Annotated in this window: 17 protein-coding genes; 7 read left to right on the forward strand and 10 right to left on the reverse strand. The window is 62.9% G+C overall.

Annotation, left to right across the window (positions count from 1 at the left end; all coding sequences use genetic code 11):
- Window positions 1-56: 56 nt before the first annotated feature.
- Entirely contained in the window at window positions 57-1307 is a 1251-nt protein-coding gene (locus tag MRY75_RS10935) for a VWA domain-containing protein (RefSeq protein ID WP_292307726.1), read from the forward strand.
- Window positions 1308-1363: 56 nt separating this feature from the next.
- Here MRY75_RS10935 and MRY75_RS10940 read toward each other — a convergent pair whose 3' ends face one another.
- From MRY75_RS10940 to MRY75_RS10955, 4 genes are all read right to left on the reverse strand, one after another.
- The gene (locus tag MRY75_RS10940; protein ID WP_292307728.1) at window positions 1364-1780 is read right to left on the reverse strand and encodes a VOC family protein; all 417 of its coding nucleotides are present in this window, start codon (window positions 1778-1780) and stop codon (window positions 1364-1366) included.
- 26 nt (window positions 1781-1806) lie between these two features.
- Window positions 1807-3966, reverse strand: a complete 2160-nt coding sequence (gene purL / locus MRY75_RS10945) for a phosphoribosylformylglycinamidine synthase subunit PurL (protein ID WP_292307729.1) — start codon at window positions 3964-3966, stop codon at window positions 1807-1809.
- A gap of 123 nt (window positions 3967-4089) precedes the next feature.
- Window positions 4090-4659 carry a DUF6151 family protein gene (locus MRY75_RS10950; protein WP_292307730.1) on the reverse strand — a complete coding sequence of 190 codons (570 nt, stop codon included), beginning with the start codon at window positions 4657-4659 and terminating at the stop codon, window positions 4090-4092.
- A gap of 207 nt (window positions 4660-4866) precedes the next feature.
- Window positions 4867-5772 (reverse strand): LysR family transcriptional regulator, encoded by a 906-nt coding sequence (locus MRY75_RS10955; RefSeq protein ID WP_292307732.1) that lies wholly within the window; start codon window positions 5770-5772, stop codon window positions 4867-4869.
- A 165-nt stretch (window positions 5773-5937) separates the two neighbouring features.
- Here MRY75_RS10955 and MRY75_RS10960 point away from each other — a divergent pair, with 165 nt between their 5' ends.
- The 5 genes from MRY75_RS10960 (at window position 5938) to ccmE (ending at window position 12927) form a co-directional block, all read left to right on the forward strand.
- The gene (locus MRY75_RS10960) at window positions 5938-9360 is read left to right on the forward strand and encodes an indolepyruvate ferredoxin oxidoreductase family protein (protein ID WP_292307733.1); all 3423 of its coding nucleotides are present in this window, start codon (window positions 5938-5940) and stop codon (window positions 9358-9360) included.
- Between the two features lie 159 nt (window positions 9361-9519).
- A complete protein-coding gene (locus MRY75_RS10965) occupies window positions 9520-10332 on the forward strand; it encodes a lysophospholipid acyltransferase family protein (RefSeq protein ID WP_292307957.1) in 813 nt (270 codons plus the stop codon).
- A gap of 32 nt (window positions 10333-10364) precedes the next feature.
- Window positions 10365-11177 carry an aspartate/glutamate racemase family protein gene (locus MRY75_RS10970; protein ID WP_292307735.1) on the forward strand — a complete coding sequence of 271 codons (813 nt, stop codon included), beginning with the start codon at window positions 10365-10367 and terminating at the stop codon, window positions 11175-11177.
- Window positions 11178-11226: 49 nt separating this feature from the next.
- Window positions 11227-12255, forward strand: a complete 1029-nt coding sequence (gene argC / locus MRY75_RS10975) for an N-acetyl-gamma-glutamyl-phosphate reductase (protein ID WP_292307736.1) — start codon at window positions 11227-11229, stop codon at window positions 12253-12255.
- 216 nt (window positions 12256-12471) lie between these two features.
- Window positions 12472-12927, forward strand: coding sequence for a cytochrome c maturation protein CcmE (gene ccmE / locus MRY75_RS10980; protein ID WP_292307737.1), 456 nt, complete (start codon window positions 12472-12474; stop codon window positions 12925-12927).
- Between the two features lie 91 nt (window positions 12928-13018).
- On the opposite strand, the gene eno is transcribed toward ccmE, so the two are convergent.
- From eno to MRY75_RS11005, 5 genes are all read right to left on the reverse strand, one after another.
- A complete protein-coding gene (gene eno, locus MRY75_RS10985) occupies window positions 13019-14296 on the reverse strand; it encodes a phosphopyruvate hydratase (protein ID WP_292307739.1) in 1278 nt (425 codons plus the stop codon).
- A gap of 78 nt (window positions 14297-14374) precedes the next feature.
- Window positions 14375-15268 (reverse strand): DMT family transporter, encoded by an 894-nt coding sequence (locus tag MRY75_RS10990; protein ID WP_292307741.1) that lies wholly within the window; start codon window positions 15266-15268, stop codon window positions 14375-14377.
- A gap of 54 nt (window positions 15269-15322) precedes the next feature.
- Window positions 15323-15733 carry a Fur family transcriptional regulator gene (locus MRY75_RS10995; protein WP_292307742.1) on the reverse strand — a complete coding sequence of 137 codons (411 nt, stop codon included), beginning with the start codon at window positions 15731-15733 and terminating at the stop codon, window positions 15323-15325.
- Window positions 15734-15810: 77 nt separating this feature from the next.
- Window positions 15811-16656 carry a DMT family transporter gene (locus tag MRY75_RS11000; protein ID WP_292307743.1) on the reverse strand — a complete coding sequence of 282 codons (846 nt, stop codon included), beginning with the start codon at window positions 16654-16656 and terminating at the stop codon, window positions 15811-15813.
- A gap of 15 nt (window positions 16657-16671) precedes the next feature.
- The gene (locus MRY75_RS11005; RefSeq protein WP_292307745.1) at window positions 16672-17454 is read right to left on the reverse strand and encodes a DUF533 domain-containing protein; all 783 of its coding nucleotides are present in this window, start codon (window positions 17452-17454) and stop codon (window positions 16672-16674) included.
- A 157-nt stretch (window positions 17455-17611) separates the two neighbouring features.
- On the opposite strand from MRY75_RS11005, the gene MRY75_RS11010 reads away from it, so the two are divergent.
- A complete protein-coding gene (locus tag MRY75_RS11010) occupies window positions 17612-18526 on the forward strand; it encodes a DMT family transporter (protein WP_292307746.1) in 915 nt (304 codons plus the stop codon).
- On the opposite strand, the gene MRY75_RS11015 is transcribed toward MRY75_RS11010, so the two are convergent.
- Window positions 18502-19920 (reverse strand): YdiU family protein, encoded by a 1419-nt coding sequence (locus MRY75_RS11015; protein ID WP_292307747.1) that lies wholly within the window; start codon window positions 19918-19920, stop codon window positions 18502-18504. The genes MRY75_RS11010 and MRY75_RS11015 overlap by 25 nt on opposite strands.
- Window positions 19921-19945: the final 25 nt, after the last annotated feature.

Here is a 19945-nt window from a genome sequence, read left to right on the forward strand (position 1 = left end):
CTTTGGGCTGAAAATACCTTGGGGATTCGGGGGCAGCGCCCCCGGTCGGCCCTGTAATGGCCGAATACATCCCCCTCGAACTGCCCGACAACCCGCGTCTGGCGCAGAACATCATCCATTTCGCCCGCGCCCTGCGCCGCGCCGGTCTGCCCATCGGGCCGGGCCGGGTGATCGACGCCATCCGCGCGGTCGAGGCGGCTGGGTTCACCGAACGGATGGATTTCTTCTGGACGCTGCACGCCTGTTTCGTGAACCGCCCCGAACACCGGGTGATCTTTGCGCAGGTGTTCCGGCTCTACTGGCGGGATCCGCGCTATCTGGAACACATGATGTCCTTCATGCTGCCCGCGATCCGCGGCGTGCAGGAAGAGAAATCCGCGGCCTCCGGTGAAAAGCGTGCCGCGCAGGCGCTGCTGGACGATCATCTTCCCGAGGTCCCCGAGAACGAACAGTCCGAAGAGGGCACCGAGATCGAGATCACCTCGACCCTGACCATGTCGGCCGAGGAAAAGCTGCGCACACTCGATTTCGAACAGATGAGCACCGCCGAAGTGGCCGAGGCCAAGCGCATGCTGGCGCGGTTGAAGCTGCCGGTCAAACCGATCCCGTCGCGGCGGGGCAAGGCGTCGGTGCTGGGCAAACAGGCGGATTACCGGCGCACGCTGATGAAATCCATGCGGCAGGGCGGTGAGATCCGCAGCATCGCCCGCAAGACGCCGCGCCCGCGCTGGCCCAATCTGGTGGTGCTCTGCGACATCTCGGGTTCCATGAGCCAGTATTCCCGCATGGTGCTGCATTTCCTGCATGCCGTCGCCAACGAGAAAGGCGCGGGCTGGGCCAAGGTGCATGCCTTCACCTTCGGCACGCGCTTGACCAACATCACCCGCCATCTGGCGACCCGTGATGTGGATGCCGCGCTCAAGGCAGCCGGCGCCGAGGCGCAGGATTGGGAAGGAGGCACACGGATCGGGCAATGCCTGCACGCCTTCAACCGCGACTGGTCACGCCGAGTGATGGGGCAGGGTGCCGTCGTGCTTCTGATCACCGACGGGCTGGACCGCGACGATGCGGGGGCGCTTGAGAAAGAGATGGAGCGGCTGCACCTGTCCTCGCGCCGTCTCATCTGGCTGAACCCGCTGCTGCGCTGGGACGGGTTCGCACCCAAGGCAACCGGTATTCGCGCGATGCTGCCGCATGTGGACAGCTTCCGCGCGGGTCATTCGATCCAGTCGCTGGAAGAACTGGCGTCGGCGATTTCGCGCCCCGACGATCTGGGCGAAAAGGCCCGGTTGACGGCGCTGCTTTAGGGGCCGGGGCGGCTTTCCGTCAACGGAAAGCCCACACGCGTCCACGCGTGTGCCGCCTAGCCCACCTGCTGGTGCACTTCGATCACGTTGCCTTCGGGGTCCTGAAAGAACACCTGATGCCACTCCTTGGCAAAGGTAGTGCCGTAATCGGAATAGGGGATGCCCTGTTCGTCGAGAATGGCCAGAAACGCCGCAAGATCGTCGGTGCGAAACGCGATATGGCCTCGGTCCACCGGATTGATGACCTGACCGTTCCGGAACGCAACCGTCAGGTCCCGTTCGGCCAGGTGCATCTGAACCTGACCATCCGTGGCAAAGCGGATCTTGCCGTCAAATCCGCGATCTCCGGTTGCTTCGGTGCGGGGGAAGTTCTCCTGCGGCACATCTCCCAGACCAAGCACACGGGTGTAGAAGTCATGCATCCTGTCCACATCTTTCGAGACGTAATTGACGTGATGAAATTCGAGCTTCATGGGTCCCTCCCGGCCCGGGGTTCCCGTCAGCCGAAATGCCCGGCAAACGCGCCCTGGTGCACCGCCTGCAGGTCGGCCAACGGCGCGTCCGATCCACCCAATTTGACCACATCGCCGGTGAAACGGCCCACCGTGGCAATCGGGACGCCCGCCTGACCAGCAGCCACGACCAGCGCCTCGGCCTGATCGAAGTTGCACGCGACAAGGTAGCGCCCCTGGTCCTCGCCGAACAGCATCGCCTGATCGGTCACGTCGATGACCACGCCGACACCCGACCCGCTGGCCATCTCGAACGCGGCAAGCGCTAAACCGCCATCCGACAGATCGGTGCAGGCCTTGATCAGATCGCGATTGTCGCGGATGAAATCGCCGTTGCGGCGCTCGGCAATCAGATCGACCGCAGGCGCGTCGCCGTCTTCGCGGTTGAACACCTCATAGAGCAGCGCGGATTGGCCCAGATGGCCCTGCGCCTCGCCGACAACCAGCGCCACATGGCCGTCGCGGGCACGGCCGAGGATCGGCTCTTCACCGGCTGCGATCAGACCCACAGCACCAATTGTCGGAGTGGGCAGGATCGCCTGACCGTCGGTTTCGTTGTAAAGCGACACGTTGCCGGACACGATGGGCATGTCCAGCGCCTCGCAGGCGCGGCCGATGCCCTGCAGGGCGCCGACGAACTGGCCCATGATCTCGGGCTTTTCGGGGTTGCCGAAGTTCAGGTTGTCGGTGGTTGCAAGCGGCTTGGCCCCGACAGCGCACAGGTTGCGGAACGCTTCGGCCACGGCCTGTTTGCCACCTTCGACCGGGTTCGCCTTGACGTAGCGCGGCGTCACGTCCGACGTGAAGGCCAGCATCTTGTCGGTGCCATGCACGCGGATCACACCCGCACCCCAGCCCGGGCCTTCGACCGTGTCCGCCATGACCATCGTGTCATATTGTTCGAACACCCAGTTGCGGGCGCAGTAGTTCGGGCTGCCGATCAGCGCTTTCAGCGCGTCGATGGGATCGACAGACGGCACGTCGTCCATCTGGGCCGGGGCTTCGGACGGCACCCACGGGCGGTCGTATTCCGGGGCGGACGACGACAGGCGCGACAGCGGAAGGTCGGCTTTCACCGCGCCGTTGTGCATGATCAGGAAACGGTCTTCGGCGATTGTTTCGCCCACGATGGCGAAATCGAGATCCCATTTCTCAAACACGGCGCGGGCTTCGGGCTCCTTGGCGGGGTCCAGAACCATCAGCATCCGTTCCTGAGATTCCGACAGCATCATCTCGTAGGCGGTCATGTTCGCCTCGCGCTGCGGCACCTTTTCGAGGTCAAGCCGGATGCCCAGCTTGCCCTTGTCGCCCATCTCAACCGCGGAACAGGTGAGGCCCGCCGCGCCCATGTCCTGAATCGAGATCACGGCCCCGGTCTGCATCAGCTCAAGGCAGGCTTCCATCAGGCGCTTTTCGGTGAACGGGTCACCGACCTGAACGGTGGGGCGCTTTTCCTCGATCGTGTCGTCGAACTCGGCCGAGGCCATGGTCGCGCCGCCGACGCCGTCGCGGCCGGTCTTGGCGCCGAGATACACAACCGGGCGGCCCACGCCACTGGCGGCCGAGTAGAAAATCTTGTCTGCATCCGCGAGACCGGCGGCAAAGGCGTTCACGAGGCAGTTGCCGTTATAGGCGCGGTGGAACCGCACTTCGCCGCCCACGGTGGGCACGCCGAAACAATTGCCGTAGCCGCCGATGCCTTCGACCACGCCATGCACGAGGCGGCGCGTCTTGGGGTGGTCTTTTTCGCCGAAGCTGAGCGCGTTCATCGCAGCAATCGGCCGTGCGCCCATGGTGAACACGTCGCGCAGGATGCCGCCGACACCGGTGGCCGCGCCCTGATAGGGTTCGATATAGGACGGGTGGTTGTGGCTCTCCATCTTGAAGACCACCGCCTGACCGTCGCCGATGTCGACCACACCGGCATTTTCACCGGGGCCGCAGATGACCTGCGGGCCGGTGGTGGGCAGGGTACGGAGCCATTTCTTGGACGACTTGTAGGAACAGTGTTCGTTCCACATCGCGGAAAAGATGCCCAGTTCGGTGAACGTGGGTTCGCGGTTCATGATCCGCAGGATCTCGGCGTATTCGTCGGCATTGATGCCGTGGGCCGCGATGATCTCTTCGGTGATGGCTGGGTCTTGCATCCGGATGTCCCCGTGGGTTGCGCAGATTGCGGCGGTTTAGGCGAAACAGGCGGTGGTGAAAAGACCCGGCGCGGATTTGGCCGGGCGCAGCGCAGGCTTTGGGCAAGGCTGCTCCGTCGCGCCTCAGCCAGGGCGGGCCGCGTTGCGCTCCTGCTGGCTCAGGATACGGGGTACCGCGACCGGCGCGCCGGTCCTGTCAAAGAACGGAGAACTGCGCTTGCCGCCGGGCAGGCGGGCGCGCAGGATGCGCCCCATGATCGACAGATGGGCTGCGAGTACACCCGTTTCCTTGATGTGGCTGGCGGTGCCAACGGTGTTCACCAGCGCCCTGATCGGCCCATACCCGTCTGCGCCGGGCGGCAGGATCGCCCCCACAAAAGGCAGGGTCGGCGTTGGAAGCGTGTTGGCAATCGGCGTACCGCAGCATCCGGCATGCCAGCGCAGCAGGCCTTTGGGCCCAAGCCGAAGCACGGCAAGGTGGTCCCGCCCGTCAAGGAATTCAAAAAACGCCGGCAGGGTCTGAAAGATCTCGCTGCCACCATCGGAATCAAGGCGGGTGGTCTGGTGTTTGAGAAACCGGGCGGCAGTCTGGCAATCTTCACAGTAGCACACCAGATGCGTGCCCGGAGCGTTCCGCGCGATGTGCCAGCGCATCTGTCCGCAGATACAGCTGTGTGTTCGGTCACATGCCATACGATCCACCTCTCGGAAAATGTGCAAAAAAAAGGCCGAGCAAAAGCTCGGCCGAAGTCCAACAGGGAGGTATGAAGATGATGCGCAATTCAGCGATCCATCTCATATGTGCTAAATATGTCAGCGCTCTGTGACATGGCAAGAGGGAGAGCCCAGTCCCTGTGTCATTCCCGCTATGCGTGAGGCGCATGGGTCACACTTGCTTGCCTATTCGCCCTCTAACGCTTTGCGTGTCTGGCGGTGGGTGAAGATCTCTTCCTGCACGAAATCCCGGAACGCCGCGATCCGTTTCGACTGGCGCAGCTCTTCCGGATAGGCAAGGAAAACCGGCACTTCTCCTGATTCCACATCCGTCAGAACGCGTCGGATCGTGGGGAAATCCTCGATGATGTAGTCGGGCAGAACCCCGATCCCGAGGCCGGACAGCACGGATTGCAGAACGCCGAAATAATTGTTCACCGTCAGGGTCGACTTGATGTCATAGGTCAGCAGTTCCTGAACCAGCATCATCCCTGCGCTGACCTGCGCCGCGCGCGGATTCTGGCAGATGAGCCTGTGGTTTGCCATGTCCTCCATGGTCTCGGGCGTGCCGTTCTGGGCCAGGTACTCCGGCGACGCATAAAGCCGCATGCGGATCGACATCAGTTTCTTGCGGATCAGGTCGGCCTGGCTGGGTTCCTTCATGCGCACCGCCACATCCGCCTCGCGCATGGGCAGGTCGAGCACCCGTTCTTCCAGCATCAGGTCGATGTTCAGATCAGGGTATTTCTCATAAAGCTTGGGCAGGCGCGGCGCGAGCCAGAGCGATCCGAACCCGATGGTGGTGGTGACGCGCAATTCGCCGAACACCTCTTCCTCGCTGTCGCGGATGCGGGCGGTGGCGGCGTCGATGCGTTTGTTCATGGACCGTGTGGCATCGAACAGCAATTCGCCCTGTTCGGTGAGAATCAGCCCCCGCGCATGGCGGTGGAACAGCACCGTGTTCAGCGATTCTTCAAGCGCCCTGATCTGGCGGGAGACCGCCGATTGCGACAGATGCAGGGCATCCCCCGCATGGGTGAGGCTGCCGGCATCGGCCACCGCGTGAAATATTCTGAGCTTGTCCCAGTCCATGACATACACTTTCAATCGTTAAAAACGGTTTACATGACATAAGTCGTTATATGAATGACAACTTCACGTAACACTGAAATTTCAAAAGAATTTTGTGGTAAGGTCAGCAATTGTGACCTAAATTTATGCTAATATATGGGCACATTTCACGCAGGGAGGCGTCAAATGACCAAAGCCGAGATCACGCTGAACGATCGCTTCGACCTGACGAAATCACCGGTGCTGCTGAATGGCACTCAGGCTCTGGTGCGCCTCATGCTGATGCAGAAGGCACGGGACATCGCGGCGGGTCTGAATACGGCAGGCTATGTCACGGGCTATCGCGGATCGCCCCTGGGCGCGGTCGACATGCAGATGCACCGGGCCGAGCGGTTCCTCAAGGCGGCGGACGTGACCTTCAAGGAAGGGCTGAACGAAGATCTGGCCGTGACTGCGCTCTGGGGCAGCCAGCAGGCCGAGTTGCGCGGCGAAGGTCGGTATGACGGTGTCTTCGGTCTCTGGTACGGCAAGGGGCCGGGGGTGGACCGGTCGGGCGACGCGATGAAGCATGCCAACATGGCGGGCACGTCACCCCATGGCGGGGTGCTGATGGCAATGGGGGATGACCATACAGGCGAATCCTCGACCGTGCTGCACCAGTCCGAATGGGCGATGATCGACGCCTATATGCCCGTGGTGTCGCCTGCGGGGGTGCAGGAAATTCTCGACTACGGCCTCTATGGCTTTGCTCTGTCTCGCTTTTCCGGGCTTTGGGTCGGCCTCAAGACGATGAAGGACACGGTCGAGGTGACCTCTGTGGTCGATGGCCGTCCGGACCGGATGTCTTTTGTGCTGCCCGAGGTCGACATGCCCGAAGGCGGGCTGAACATCCGTCTTGCTGACACGCCCCACGCGCAGGAAGCGCGGATGATCGACCACAAACGCTTCGCCGCCGAGGCGTTTTCCCATGCCAACAAGATGGATAAACGCATCTGGGGCAAGCCGGGTGCCAAGATCGGCTTTGTGGCGGCGGGCAAGAACTGGCTCGACCTCGTGCATGCGCTGTCGCTTCTGGGCATCGACGCGGCCGAGGCCGAGCGTCTTGGCATCACCACCTACAAGGTGGGGCAGACATGGCCGCTGGACATGCGTGGGTTCCACGACTGGGCCGAGGGGCTCGACCTGATCGTCGTGGTCGAAGAAAAGCGCAAGCTGATCGAGGTGCAGATCAAGGAAGCCATCTTTGACGACCGGCGCGGACGGCGTGTCTGGGGTTGGCACAAGGGCGGCGGGGCAGGGTCGATGCACGGGCCGGAACTCTTCCCGACCCGTGGGGCGCTGGACCCCATCCTGATCGCGGAGAAGCTAGGGCAAATCCTGATCGAGGAAGGCCGCGACACAGATCGCATCAAGGCCGGGATGCAAGCGATTGACGAAGCCAGGAAAGCCGACAACGCGGAAGAGATCGCGGCGCGTCTGCCGTATTTCTGTTCCGGCTGTCCGCATAACAGCTCGACCAAGGTGCCCGAGGGCAGCCGCGCCTATGCCGGGATCGGTTGTCATTACATGGTGCAGTGGATGGACCGCGAGACCTTGGGCTTTACCCATATGGGGGCCGAGGGCGCGAACTGGATTGGGGAGTCGCTGTTCTCAAAAACGCCGCATGTTTTCCAGAACCTTGGTGACGGCACCTACAACCACTCCGGCGTACAGGCCATTCGTGCCGCCATCGCGGCGGGGACGACAATCACCTACAAGATCCTCTACAACGATGCCGTTGCCATGACCGGCGGCCAGAAAAACGATGGCGGGTTGTCACCGCAGCAGATCGCGGCGGAACTGACCGCGATGGGGGTCAAGCACCTTGCTGTCGTCTATGACGAGAAGGAGGATGTGGACCTGAAGTCCTTCCCGCAAGGCATTGAATTTGCGGAACGCGCCGATTTGCAAACCGTGCAGGCGAAGTTTGCAAAGACGGAAGGTGTCAGCGCCATCGTCTACATCCAGACCTGCGCTGCCGAGAAACGCCGCCGCCGCAAGCGGGGCCAGTTTCCGGACCCGGACAAGCGCGTGTTCATCAACACGGATGTCTGCGAAGGCTGCGGCGATTGTGGGGTGCAGTCGAACTGCGTGTCCATCGTGCCCAAGGAAACCGAACTGGGCCGGAAGCGGGCGATTGATCAGTCTTCCTGCAACAAGGATTTCTCGTGCCTCAAGGGGTTCTGCCCGTCCTTCGTGACGCTGGAAGGCGCGCAGGCGAAGAAGGCGGCGACCACATCGCTCGACCTGCCGGACCTGCCTGCGCCGGAATTGCCTACAATTGACGGCACGTGGAACGTCGTTGTGACGGGCGTTGGCGGGACCGGCGTCGTCACCATCGGCGCGGTGCTGGCGCAGGCGGCGCAGATCGACGGAAAGGGGGCCGGCATGATGGAAATGGCGGGCCTCGCCCAGAAGGGTGGTGCGGTGCATATCCATCTGCGGCTGGCCAACACCCCCGCCGACATCAGCGCCATTCGCGTGGCGACCGGCGAGGCGGATGCTCTCATTGGCGGCGATCTGGTGGTCAGCGCCGGGGCCAAGACGCTGGGTCTCATGCGCACGGGCCGCACGGGAGGGGTGGTCAACAGCCACGAGATCATCACGGGCGATTTCACCCGCAACACCGAGTTCGCTCTGCCGACCGACCGTCTGACGGTGTCGCTTCAGGCGCGGTTGCGGGACAGGCTCGATCTGTTCGATGCCTCCGATCTGGCGAAGGCGACGCTGGGGGATTCGATCTTTTCCAACATGATGATCCTCGGTGCCGCATGGCAGCGCGGACTGGTGCCGCTGACCTATGACGCCATCGTGCAGGCCATCGAGTTGAACGGGGCGGCGGCCGAGAAAAACATCCGCGCCTTCGAGATCGGCCGCTGGGCGGTGCTGCATCCCGAGGACGCGGCGCGGGTGGCCGAACCCAAGGTGATCCCGCTGCCCAAGACGCTGGACGAGAAGATCGCTTACAGATTTGACCATTTGGTAAAATATCAAAGCACGCGCTACGCCAAACGCTACCGTAAGCTGGTGGACGGTGTCTCGGACCCCCGTTTGAAAGAGGCAGTGGCGAAGGGCTATCACAAGCTCTTGGCCTACAAGGACGAATACGAGGTGTCCCGCCTGCATCTGGAAACCCGCGCCAAGGCGGAAGAACAGTTCGGCGGTGACTTCAGGATGTCCTTTCACCTTGCCCCTCCGATGCTGTCCAAGACCGGGCCGGATGGGCGTCCGGTGAAAAAGCAGTATGGCGAGGGGATGCTCCGTGGCTTTGGTGTTTTGGCGAAACTCAAATGGCTGCGGGGTACGGTGTTCGACCCGTTTGGCAGCATCGACGAACGCCGCATGGAGCGTGCGTTGATCAAGCAATACGAGGCGGACATGCGTGAATGGCTGCCCAAGGCCAAGCCGGAAACGATGGATGCGCTGGTGGCCCTGGCGGAATTGCCGTTGCAGATCAGAGGTTTCGGTCCGGTCAAACACGCCAATGCCGCCAAGGCCGAGAAACGGCGGGAAGAGCTGCTGGCGGTGCTGCGGTCCGGTGGGGCCGGGTTGAAGCAGGCGGCGGAGTGATGCGTCATATGGCCGTTAAGGAACTGTTACATCTTTGCGGATAAATCAGAGCGCGCTAGCTGGGCGCGATCCAACATCTCTGGAGCCTGATTGGTGACGTCTTCCGCCGCCCGTGACATTTCCTACTCCTATTCCGCACGGTCCAAACCGGGCCGGGCCATGATCCGCCTGATGGAAAACGCCACGGGCCGTCTGACGCTGATCAAACGCGCTGCCGGGTATCAGGACGAGGTCGCGCAAGGCCGCGATTTCTGGGAGGTCATGGTCGACCGCTACGGCCTCAGCCTCGACGTGGTTGGTGGCTCGCTCGACAATATCCCGAGCACCGGTCCGCTGATCGTGATCGCCAACCATCCCTATGGCATTCTGGATGGGCTGATCCTTGGCCATATCCTGTCGGTCACGCGCGGCGATTTCCGCATTCTGGCGCACAAGGTTTTCCGCAAGGCTGAAGACCTCGACCGCATCATCCTGCCGGTCAATTTCGACGAAACCAAGGACGCCATCGCGCAGAACATTGAAACCCGCAAGGTGGCGCTGGACTACCTGCGCGAGGGGGGCTGCGTTGGCGTGTTCCCCGGGGGGACCGTGTCCACCGCCGTCACCCCCTTTGCCAAACCGATGGATCCCGGCTGGCGGGGCTTTACCGCCCGCATGATCGCAAAATCCAATGCCACCGTGGTGCCGATCTATTTCGACGGCCACACCAGCCGTCTGTTCCAGCTGGCCAGCCATCTGCATTACACGCTGCGCATGGGGCTCTTGATCCAGGAATTCCGCAAGCGGGTCGACACTCCGGTGCGGATCGTGATCGGTGCGCCGATCCCCGCGCAGGAAATCGACAGCCGCAAAAAAGACGCGCGAGAGCTGATGGATTTTCTGCGCAAAGCCACGTATGAGCTGTCACCAACGCCGTATGCGTCCTATGACTACGGCTTCGAGTTTGAAGAGCGGCACCGGGCGCGCAACTGAACGCCGCCTCGTGCCGATTGCGCGAGGACAGTATGGCGGTAGGCGTATTTGACAGCGGTCTGGGTGGGCTGACGGTGCTGGATGCGGTGTCCAGGCGTTTGCCCGACGTCCCCTTCGTCTATCTGGGCGACAACAAGCACGCGCCCTACGGCGTGCGCGATGCCGATGACGTCTACACCCTGACCTGTTCGGCAACCGAACGGCTGTGGGAGGCGGGCTGTGATCTGGTGATTCTGGCCTGCAACACGGCGTCTGCGGCGGCGCTCCGGCGGATGCAGGAAAGCTGGATTCCCCGCGACAAGCGGGTGCTGGGCGTGTTCGTGCCGCTGATCGAGGCGCTGACCGAACGGCAATGGGGCGACAATTCCCCGCCGCGCGAAGTGGCGGTGCAGCATGTGGCCCTGTTTGCAACCCCGGCCACCGTGCGCAGCCGCGCCTTCCAGCGCGAATTGGCCTTCCGGGCCATTGGTGTGGATGTCGAAGCGCAGGCCTGCGGCGGTTTGGTGGATGCGATCGAAGAGGGCGACATGATCCTCGCCGAAGCGCTGGTCCGGTCGCATGTGGATGCGCTCAAGCGCAAGATGCCCAACCCGCAGGCGGCCATTCTGGGCTGCACGCATTACCCGCTGATGCAGGAGATCTTTCAGGATGCGCTGGGGCCGGAGGTGGCCGTCTACAGCCAAGCCAATCTGGTGGCCGAGTCGCTCGCGGACTACCTTGTGCGCCATCCCGACATGCTGGGGCCGGGCGCGGAGTCGATGTTTCTGACCACCGGTGATCCGAAAAGGGTTTCGGACCATGCCACGCAATTCCTGCGACGACGGATCGAGTTCAGGGCCGCCTGAGCCTGTCACCGATCCTTTGCCATCACATATCGTCACCGGGAGTGACCACATGACCTGTAAAATCGCCATCATCGGTGCCAGCGGCTATACCGGAGCCGAATTGCTGCGCCTCATCGCCACCCATCCCGACATGGAGATCGCAGCACTTGCCGCGAATTCCAAGGCGGGCCAGACCATCGCACAGGTGTTTCCATTCCTGCGCCATCTCGACTTGCCAAAGCTGGTGACATGGGAAGAGATCGACTTTTCCGGCATTGATCTCTGTTTCTGTGCCTTGCCGCACAAGACCAGCCAGGAGGTGATCTCCAAACTGCCGACCGATCTGAAAATCGTGGATCTGTCCGCTGATTTCCGGCTGCGGGACCCGGCGGACTACCAGAAATGGTACGGCAACCCGCATGCAGCGGTCGAGATGCAGAAAGAGGCGGTTTACGGCCTGACCGAGTTCTACCGCGATGCGATCCGCGAGGCGCGGCTGGTGGCCGGCACGGGCTGCAACGCGGCAACCGGGCAGTATATTCTGCGGCCGTTGATCGCGGACCGGGTGATCGGGCTCAAGGACATCATCCTCGACCTCAAATGCGCGGTGTCCGGGGCGGGGCGGTCGCTCAAGGAAAACCTGCTCCATGCAGAGCTGTCTGAGGGGTACAACGCCTATTCCGTGGGCGGCACGCACCGGCATTTGGGGGAATTCGATCAGGAATTCAGCGCTTTGGCGGGGGAAGAGGTGCGCGTGCAGTTCACGCCGCATCTGATCCCGGCGAACCGGGGGATTCTTGCGACTTGTTACGTCAGCGGTGAGGCTCAGGCAGTGCATGACGCGCTGATCAAGGCCTATGCCGATGAGCCGTTCATTGAAGTGCTGCCCTTTGGCGAGACGCCGTCGACGCATCACGTGCGCGGATCGAATTTCTGCCATATTGGAGTTACAGGGGATCGGATCGAGGGGCGGGCGATCATCGTGGCGGCGCTGGACAACCTGACCAAGGGTTCGTCCGGGCAGGCGTTGCAGAACGCAAACCTGATGCTGGGTCTGGCAGAGACGTCGGGTCTGATGCTGGCGCCGTGTTTCCCCTGAGCCGGCGCCCCCAGAATTTTATGGGCGGGCCCCAGATTCTTCGTACGAAGAATCTGATCCAGACGGGTTGAAAAAGAGTTAACTCGAGTGCGCTGCCCCGACCTTGGGTTGGGGAGGCGCGAAAAACGGATCAGGGGCTGCGTCAAATTGATCAGGCGCAGTTCCCGAAACATGTTTTCGTGTCTATATTGAACCGAACATCGTCGGGAGGACGTGATGGCCCTGAAATCGTTGAAGAAACAACGCCGCATCCAAGTGATCGCCCTGGCGACGGTCGCCCTGATCCTGTCGACGGCGCTGATCGGCTACGGCATGCGGGACGGCATCAACTTCTTCCGCTCTCCCAGTCAGGTCGTGGCCGAACCGCCAGCACCGAATGAGGTGTTCCGCATCGGTGGCCTGGTCGAGGAAGGGTCGATCATCCGGGGACAGGGGTCGTCGGTGTCTTTCCGCGTGACGGACGGCGGGGCCACTGTGCCGGTGGTCTATACCGGTGTGCTGCCCGATCTCTTTTCCGAGAACGAAGGGATGGTGGGCACAGGGCGCTTCATCAATGGCGTGTTTGAAGCCTCTGAAATTCTTGCGAAACACGACGAAGAGTACATGCCCGCCGAGGTGGTCGATGCACTGAAGGAACAGGGCATCTACAAGGACCCGAACGCGGGCAGTTGAGCGCGTATGCGCGTCTTTCCGCACCTCACACAAAACAGGCCGGGCGCACAGCACCCGGCCTTGTCATTTTTTGCATGGTCCGTCAGTCCGATTATCCCCGGAGAATCGACCGACCCGCGAATTCCGCGGTCTCACCCAGCATTTCCTCAATGCGGATCAGCTGGTTGTACTTGGCCAACCGGTCGGAGCGCGCCAGCGAGCCGGTCTTGATCTGACCGCAATTTGTGGCCACCGCGAGATCGGCAATCGTCGCGTCCTCGGTCTCGCCCGAGCGGTGCGACATCACGTTGGTGTAGCGCGCGCGGTGGGCCATATCGACCGCCTTGAGCGTTTCGGTCAGGGTGCCGATCTGGTTGACCTTGACCAGCATGGAATTCGCGCAGCCGCGGGCGATGCCATCGGCCAGTCGCGCGGGGTTGGTCACGAAAAGATCGTCGCCCACCAGTTGCACTTTTTCGCCCAGCACTTCGGTCAGCATGGCCCAGCCGTCCCAGTCGTCTTCGGACATGCCGTCTTCGATCGAGATGATCGGATAGTCGTTCACCAGCGCCTGCAGGTAGGCCACGTTCTCATCCGAGGTCAGCGATTTGCCTTCGCCCTTGAGTTCGTATTTGCCGTCCCTGTAGTACTCGGTGGCGGCGCAATCGAGGGCGAGCATCATGTCGTCGCCGGGCGTATAGCCCGCTTTCTCAATGGACTTCAGAATAAAATCAAGGGCTTCGCGGGTGGAGCCAAGTTCGGGGGCAAAGCCGCCCTCATCGCCCAGGCCGGTGGACATGCCCGCCGCGGACAATTCTTTCTTCAGCGTGTGGAACACTTCGGATCCCATGCGCACCGCGTCGCGGATGTTGTCCGCAGCGACCGGCATGATCATGAATTCCTGGATGTCGATCGGGTTGTCCGCATGTTCGCCGCCATTGATGATGTTCATCATCGGCACCGGAAGAACACGCGCAGAGGTGCCGCCGACATAGCGGAAGAGCGGCTGTGTGGTGAAATCAGCGGCGGCCTTGGCAACGGCGAGGCTGACGCCGAGGATGGCGTTGGCCCCAAGGCGGCCCTTGTTGTCGGTGCCGTCCAGCTCGATCATGGTCATGTCGATGCCCACCTGCTCGGTGACGTCGAGGCCGACGATCTCGTCCGCGATCTCACCATTCACTGCCGCCACGGCCTCAAGAACGCCTTTGCCCATGTAGCGGCTTTTGTCGCCGTCCCGTTTTTCAACGGCCTCATAGGCACCGGTGGAGGCTCCCGATGGAACCGCCGCGCGGCCGATGGTGCCGTCTTCCAAGGTGACGTCGACTTCGACGGTCGGGTTGCCCCGGCTGTCGAGGATTTCGCGGGCGTGGATGTCGATGATGGTGCTCATTTCCGTGGGTCCTGATGAAACTGGCAGTCGGCGCCGGTATAGCAGGGACCGACGCAAAGTAAACCGCGTCTGATAGCGCTAACGGGCGGCTGCGATCCTCTGGCGCTCCTGGTCCAGCGCGAGCTTGCGTTCGCGGTACAGCGCATAAAGCCCGGCGGTCAGGATGATGGCCGCGCCCAGAAGGGTCAGCGCATCAGGGCGTTCGCCGAAGACAAGAATGCCGAGGCTCATCGTGAAGACCAGACGGGTGTAGCGGAACGGGGACACGATGGCAGCCGGGGCCATGCGCATGGCCTGCGTGACGGCATAGTAGCCCAGAGCGGTCACGATGATCCCGGCGCCCATGTGCCACATGGTGAGTGCCGGGACAGAGGTTGGCGCATCCGAGACCAGACTCAGACCGAAGCCGATCGGAATGGTGGCTGCAAACCCCCATGTGGCCAGTGAAATCGACGGGATATGCGCGGGGGACAGGCGTGTGATGAGGTCACGCAAACCCAACCCGCAGACGCCCATCACCGCAAAGAGGGCGGCCGGTTGAAAGCCTTCCGCACCGGGCCGGATCACCAGCAGCATACCGATGAGGCCCGCAAGAATCGCGAGCCAGCGCCGCAGTCCGACTGGTTCCTTCAGGAAGATCGCGGCACTCAGCGTGACGACAAGCGGGGCCATCTGCATGATCGCGGCAAAGAGCGAGAGCGGGATCGCGCCGATGGACAGCACAAGACCAAGCCCGCCGATGATCTCGAGCCAGCTGCGGGCGAGAACCCACGGATGCAGGGCGTCGCGGCTCAGCAGGTTCGCCCTCTGCCACTTTGCGATGAGCATAAAGCACAGCGTCCCGCCAAGGCTGAGATAGAACATGACGTGACCGGGGGACAGAACGAGCGACGACAGTTTGATGAACGCATCGCTCAGTGCCAGAAGCGCCATGGCGAGGATCATCAAGAGGATGGCGCGAACGACTTGCATGGGATGCAGTTACGCCTGTTTCCCGCAAGACACCAGAGGCCTTGACCCCGGCAGTCACTTCTTGATCGGCACACCGTAGAGTTCGAGCTTGTGGCCCTTGAGCCGATAGCCCAGCTTGGCTGCGATCTTTTCCTGAAGGGCCTCGATTTCGGGGTCGACGAATTCGATCACCTTGCCGGTGGTCAGGTCGATCAGGTGGTCGTGGTGGTCGCGTTCCGCATCCTCATAGCGGGCACGGCCGTCGCCAAAATCCACTTTCTCGAGAATTCCCGCTTCTTCGAAGAGTTTCACGGTCCGGTAAACCGTTGCGATCGAGATATTCGGATCGCGCCCGGCGGCGCGGGCATAGAGCTCTTCGACATGCGGATGGTCGTTGGCCTCTTCGAGAACCTGCGCGATGGTGCGCCGTTGTTCGGTCAGGCGCAGGCCCTGCGCTTCGCAGCGGGAGATGATGGTTTCGGACATCGCCGGGCCTCGTGTCTTTGGTGCGCTCCGGTTTACCGAACTGCGCAGGTCAATGCCAGAATGCGCAGGCCGTTTTTTTATGCCCTGCGGCGGAGGTGCCAGAGATAGGTGGCCAGTGCCGCGACGACAATGGTGCCGCCGGTCAACAGGCGGACGGAGGGGGTTTCCCCGATCACCATCCAGACCCAGACTGGCCCGAGCACGGTCTCGAGCAGGAGAACCAGACTGACATTGACCGAGGCGGTGTGACGCGAGGCTTCGGACATCAGGTAGAACGAGGCGGGCAGCACGATCCAACTGGCTGTCGCGATGGCCCAGGTTGTGCCAGACGCCATCTCTTGCGGAGAGGTCAGCGAAAAGGCCGTCAGGCCGGCCAGAGCAGACCCGGTGCCGACGGCGGTCAGAAGTGGCATGTCCGGATTGTGGCGCAGCAGCGTGAAACTGAGCGCGAGGCTCAGGGCAACCCCTAGCCCACAGGCCACACCAACCAGCGCGCTTTTGGTGATGGCGAGATCCCCCTTGCCGGTCATGGCCAGAACGATGCCGCCGCCCACCACCGCGATGGTGGCCCATGTCGCCGGGCGCGTTGGCTGTCCATAAAGCACGCGGGACAGGATTGCGGCCCAGATCGGCACCGTTGCCACGGCGATCAGGACGAGCGCGACCGGTGCCAGCGAGATGGCAGGCGCAAAGAGCGAGGCATTGGCCCATTGCGCCAGCACCAGAGCCACTCCGACCCCTGAGGCCAGCCGCGGGAACAGGCGGACCTGTCCGGTCAGTGTCGCAGCGACCAGAAAGACCGTGCCCATTGCCAGCCCGCGCCACGCCACCAGAGGTGCGGCTTCGAGCCCCGACAGGCGGATGAGAAGAGCGTCCGGCGTCAGGATGAGCACGCCGAGACACGCCAGCAGAATGCCTTTCATAAAGTTGCGTCTGGATCAGCTGTAAAGCGGCTGAACCCCCATCTGCATGTGAAGCGCATTGACCGTGGGCTGGTCCAGGTCCATCGCGCGTGCCAGCGCATCGAGGTATTCTGCCTCGGGCTGGGTATCGAGCCGGATGGCCATCAGCGATGCCGAATAGACCTGGCTGCGCAGCGGGGCAGGGGTGTCTGCCGCGAGGCTTTCGGGATCGACGGGGGCCGCCAGTTGCGCCTGCACGAAGGCGATGTCTTCGGCATCGGCGTCTTCACCGACCGTGTCGAGGATCTTGGCACGTTCGGCCTCGTCGATGCCGCCGTCGCATTTGGCGGCCTGAATCATCGCGCGCAGCATCAGGGCGGCGGTTTCCTCGGCCTGCGGGGCGGCCGCGCCGGATTTGGCGAACTGGTCGAGCATGCCGCCCATGTTCTTGCCGCCCATCGCGGCCATGCCTCCGGCGGCAGCCAGCAGTCCGGCCAGACCTGCGCCGCCGCTGCCGCCTAGCTGTGACAGAAGGCCCCCCTTGTCACCGGAGGCCTGCGCGGTCCCGCCGCCCATCATGGATGACAGGTCGAGACCGCCGGACTGTAGTTTCTCCATCATGCCTGCCAGCGGATTGGCCCCCCCGGCACCGCCCATCATCTGGCCGACCTGCGCCTGGATCTGTGCGAGCGGATTGTCCCCCGACACCTGTGCGCCGCCCATCAGGCCACCTAGGCCCTTGCCGCCCGACAGGTGGTCGACACCGCGCGCTGCGGCATATCCGATGGCCACCTTGGCCAATGTTCCCATGAGACTCATACGTTTACCTCCCGGCGGTCAGGGTCTTTCAGTTGTTGGCAGGATGCCCGATTCGCGACCGAGATGTGGAAAAACCTGTGTCCTGCGCGGATTTGGCGGGATGGTGCGCCCCGGTTTTCGGCTTGACCCCGGACGCGCTTGGGTGTCCCTGACGGACATGGACCGCAAAGACGCAATTGATTTGGCTGGCGCAACCGGGCTCGTGGTGTTCGCCACGATGCTTGCCTTCAACCAGGTGGTGATCAAGGTGACCAATGCCGGCTTCGGCCCGGTCTTTGCCGCCGGGCTGCGTTCGGCCCTCGCGTTGGGCGTGCTCGGCATATGGCTGCTGGTGCGTCGGCGCAGGCTTGAAGGGATTGGGCGGACCTTCTGGTCCGGTCTGCTTCTGGGCGGTCTCTTCACCGTCGAGTTCATCTTTCTCTTCATCGCCCTGGATCTCACCACGGTGTCGCGCGTGTCGATCCTGTTCTACTCGATGCCGGTCTGGCTTGCTGTCATTGCGCATTTCGCCTTGCCGGGCGAAACCCTGTCCTGGCGCCGGACGCTGGGATTGGCGCTGGCCATGGCAGGGGTGATCTGGGCCTTGTTCGACCCCGAATCCCGGCTGGCGGGGAGCCTCATGGGCGATATCCTCGCGCTTCTTGCCGCCTTTGCCTGGGCGGGGATTGCATTGACCGTGCGCTTGACGCGGGTGTCAGAGCTGTCACCCGAGGGGCAGCTGTTCTGGCAGTTGTCGGTCTCGACGGTAGGTCTGCTGGCGGCAGCGCCGCTTTTTGGCGAGTTCCTGCGCGATCCGGCCGCGATTCATGTTGCAGGGCTGGCGTTCCAGGCGATCTTCGTGGCGAGCCTCGGTTTTCTGTTCTGGCTGCGGCTGATGGCGATCTATCCGGCGTCGGACGTGGCGGCGTTCAGCTTTCTGTCGCCGGTTCTTGCGGTGGGGATGGGCTGGCTGCTGCTCGATGAACCGGTGGGACCTGGATTTCTTGGCGCTATGTGCCTTGTGGCGGTGGGGATCGTCCTGATCAACGGCAGGCGCAAGCGCGCGGTTCAGGTGCCGCAGAACGTCGCCTGAACCACCTCCTCGGGCGCTGGTGGACGGCGCAGATCGGCATAGGCCGGATCGTCGGCAAAGGGCGTCGCATAAGCGGCCATCAGGCGATGGAACGGCGCATCGTCACCCGCAACCGCTGCCGCGATCATCTCTTCGATCCGGTGATTGCGCGGGATCAGAACCGGGTTTGCCGCGCTCATCAGCCCCTTCGGGTCTTCTTCGCCGCTGATGCGGCTCTGCCAGCGCGCATGCCAATCATCGAAACCTGCAGTCTCGGTGAACTGGTCGCGCGCGGTGCCGTCCACAAGCCCCCGGAACGTGTTGGTGAAATCGGCTTCGTCAGTTTGCATCAGCGTCAGCAGTTCTGCGATCAGCGTGGCATCGTCCGGCGTGGGGTCCGACAGGCCGATCTTGGCGCCGAAGCGCCGCAACCATTCGGCGCGGATCAGGTTCGGCATGGCGTGCACCTGCGCGGTGAAGGGTTCGATGGCCGCTTCGGGATCGGGCATCAGCGACAAAAGCGCGGTGGCCAGTTGGGCCATGTTCCAGACGATGATGTCGGCCTGCGCGGCATAGCTGTAGCGTCCGAACCGGTCGATCGAGGAATAGACCGTTTCCGGGTGGTAGCTGTCCATGAAGGCGCAGGGGCCGTAGTCGATGGTCTCGCCAGAGATGCTGCAATTGTCGGTGTTCATCACGCCATGGATGAAGCCGAGGCTCATCCACTGGGCGACCAGCGCCGCCTGACGGCGCATCACGGCATCAAGAAACGCGGCCGGTTCCGTTGCGTCTGGATAATGGCGTGCGACCGCATAGTCGAAGAGCGTCTGCAGGGCCGGAATGTCGCCCCGTGCGGCAAAGATCTGAAAGGTGCCGACACGCAGATGGCTTTGGGCGACGCGGGTCAGCACGGCGCCGGGCAGGGGGCGTTCGCGGACGACGGTTTCGCCGGTGCGCACGGCCGCCAAGGCACGGGTTGTGGGCACGCCAAGCGCGTGCATCGCTTCGCTGACCACGTATTCGCGCAGCACCGGACCCAGCCAGGCGCGCCCGTCACCCATCCGGGAAAACGGCGTGCGGCCCGACCCCTTGAGCTGGATGTCGCGGCGGATGCCATCCGTGCCGATGGTTTCACCCAGCAGGATCGCGCGGCCATCGCCCAATTGGGGGTTGTACTGGCCGAATTGGTGGCCTGCATAAAGCTGTGCCAAAGGGGCCGCACCGTCGGGAAGGGCATTGCCCGCGAAGAGCGCGGCGAGATCGGGATCATCAAGCCCGTCGATGCCGAGGTCCCGTGCGAGCGCTTCGTTGAAGGCGATGAGGGACGGCGCACGCACGGGCTCCGGTTTCACGCGGGCGAAAAACCCGTCGGGCAGAGCGGCATAGCTGTTGTCGAATGGGATCTGCAAGGTCATGCCCTTGATATAGGGGAGGCAAGGT

It is taken from the genome of Marivita sp. (assembly GCF_022763305.1).
Taxonomy (GTDB): domain Bacteria; phylum Pseudomonadota; class Alphaproteobacteria; order Rhodobacterales; family Rhodobacteraceae; genus Marivita.

Bases quoted from the DNA above. Each gene is read 5' to 3' on its own strand.
- MRY75_RS11010 (WP_292307746.1), top strand. From the start codon at position 17,612: ATGGACCGCAAAGACGCAATTGATTTGGCTGGCGCAACCGGGCTCGTG.
- MRY75_RS11000 (WP_292307743.1), bottom strand. From the start codon at position 16,656: ATGAAAGGCATTCTGCTGGCGTGTCTCGGCGTGCTCATCCTGACGCCG.
- MRY75_RS10965 (WP_292307957.1), top strand. From the start codon at position 9,520: ATGATCCGCCTGATGGAAAACGCCACGGGCCGTCTGACGCTGATCAAA.
- MRY75_RS10935 (WP_292307726.1), top strand. From the start codon at position 57: ATGGCCGAATACATCCCCCTCGAACTGCCCGACAACCCGCGTCTGGCG.
- MRY75_RS11015 (WP_292307747.1), bottom strand. From the start codon at position 19,920: ATGACCTTGCAGATCCCATTCGACAACAGCTATGCCGCTCTGCCCGAC.
- ccmE (WP_292307737.1), top strand. From the start codon at position 12,472: ATGGCCCTGAAATCGTTGAAGAAACAACGCCGCATCCAAGTGATCGCC.
- MRY75_RS10940 (WP_292307728.1), bottom strand. From the start codon at position 1,780: ATGAAGCTCGAATTTCATCACGTCAATTACGTCTCGAAAGATGTGGAC.
- eno (WP_292307739.1), bottom strand. From the start codon at position 14,296: ATGAGCACCATCATCGACATCCACGCCCGCGAAATCCTCGACAGCCGG.
- MRY75_RS10990 (WP_292307741.1), bottom strand. From the start codon at position 15,268: ATGCAAGTCGTTCGCGCCATCCTCTTGATGATCCTCGCCATGGCGCTT.
- MRY75_RS10955 (WP_292307732.1), bottom strand. From the start codon at position 5,772: ATGGACTGGGACAAGCTCAGAATATTTCACGCGGTGGCCGATGCCGGC.
- argC (WP_292307736.1), top strand. From the start codon at position 11,227: ATGACCTGTAAAATCGCCATCATCGGTGCCAGCGGCTATACCGGAGCC.
- MRY75_RS10995 (WP_292307742.1), bottom strand. From the start codon at position 15,733: ATGTCCGAAACCATCATCTCCCGCTGCGAAGCGCAGGGCCTGCGCCTG.
- MRY75_RS10960 (WP_292307733.1), top strand. From the start codon at position 5,938: ATGACCAAAGCCGAGATCACGCTGAACGATCGCTTCGACCTGACGAAA.
- MRY75_RS10950 (WP_292307730.1), bottom strand. From the start codon at position 4,659: ATGGCATGTGACCGAACACACAGCTGTATCTGCGGACAGATGCGCTGG.
- MRY75_RS10970 (WP_292307735.1), top strand. From the start codon at position 10,365: ATGGCGGTAGGCGTATTTGACAGCGGTCTGGGTGGGCTGACGGTGCTG.
- MRY75_RS11005 (WP_292307745.1), bottom strand. From the start codon at position 17,454: ATGAGTCTCATGGGAACATTGGCCAAGGTGGCCATCGGATATGCCGCA.
- purL (WP_292307729.1), bottom strand. From the start codon at position 3,966: ATGCAAGACCCAGCCATCACCGAAGAGATCATCGCGGCCCACGGCATC.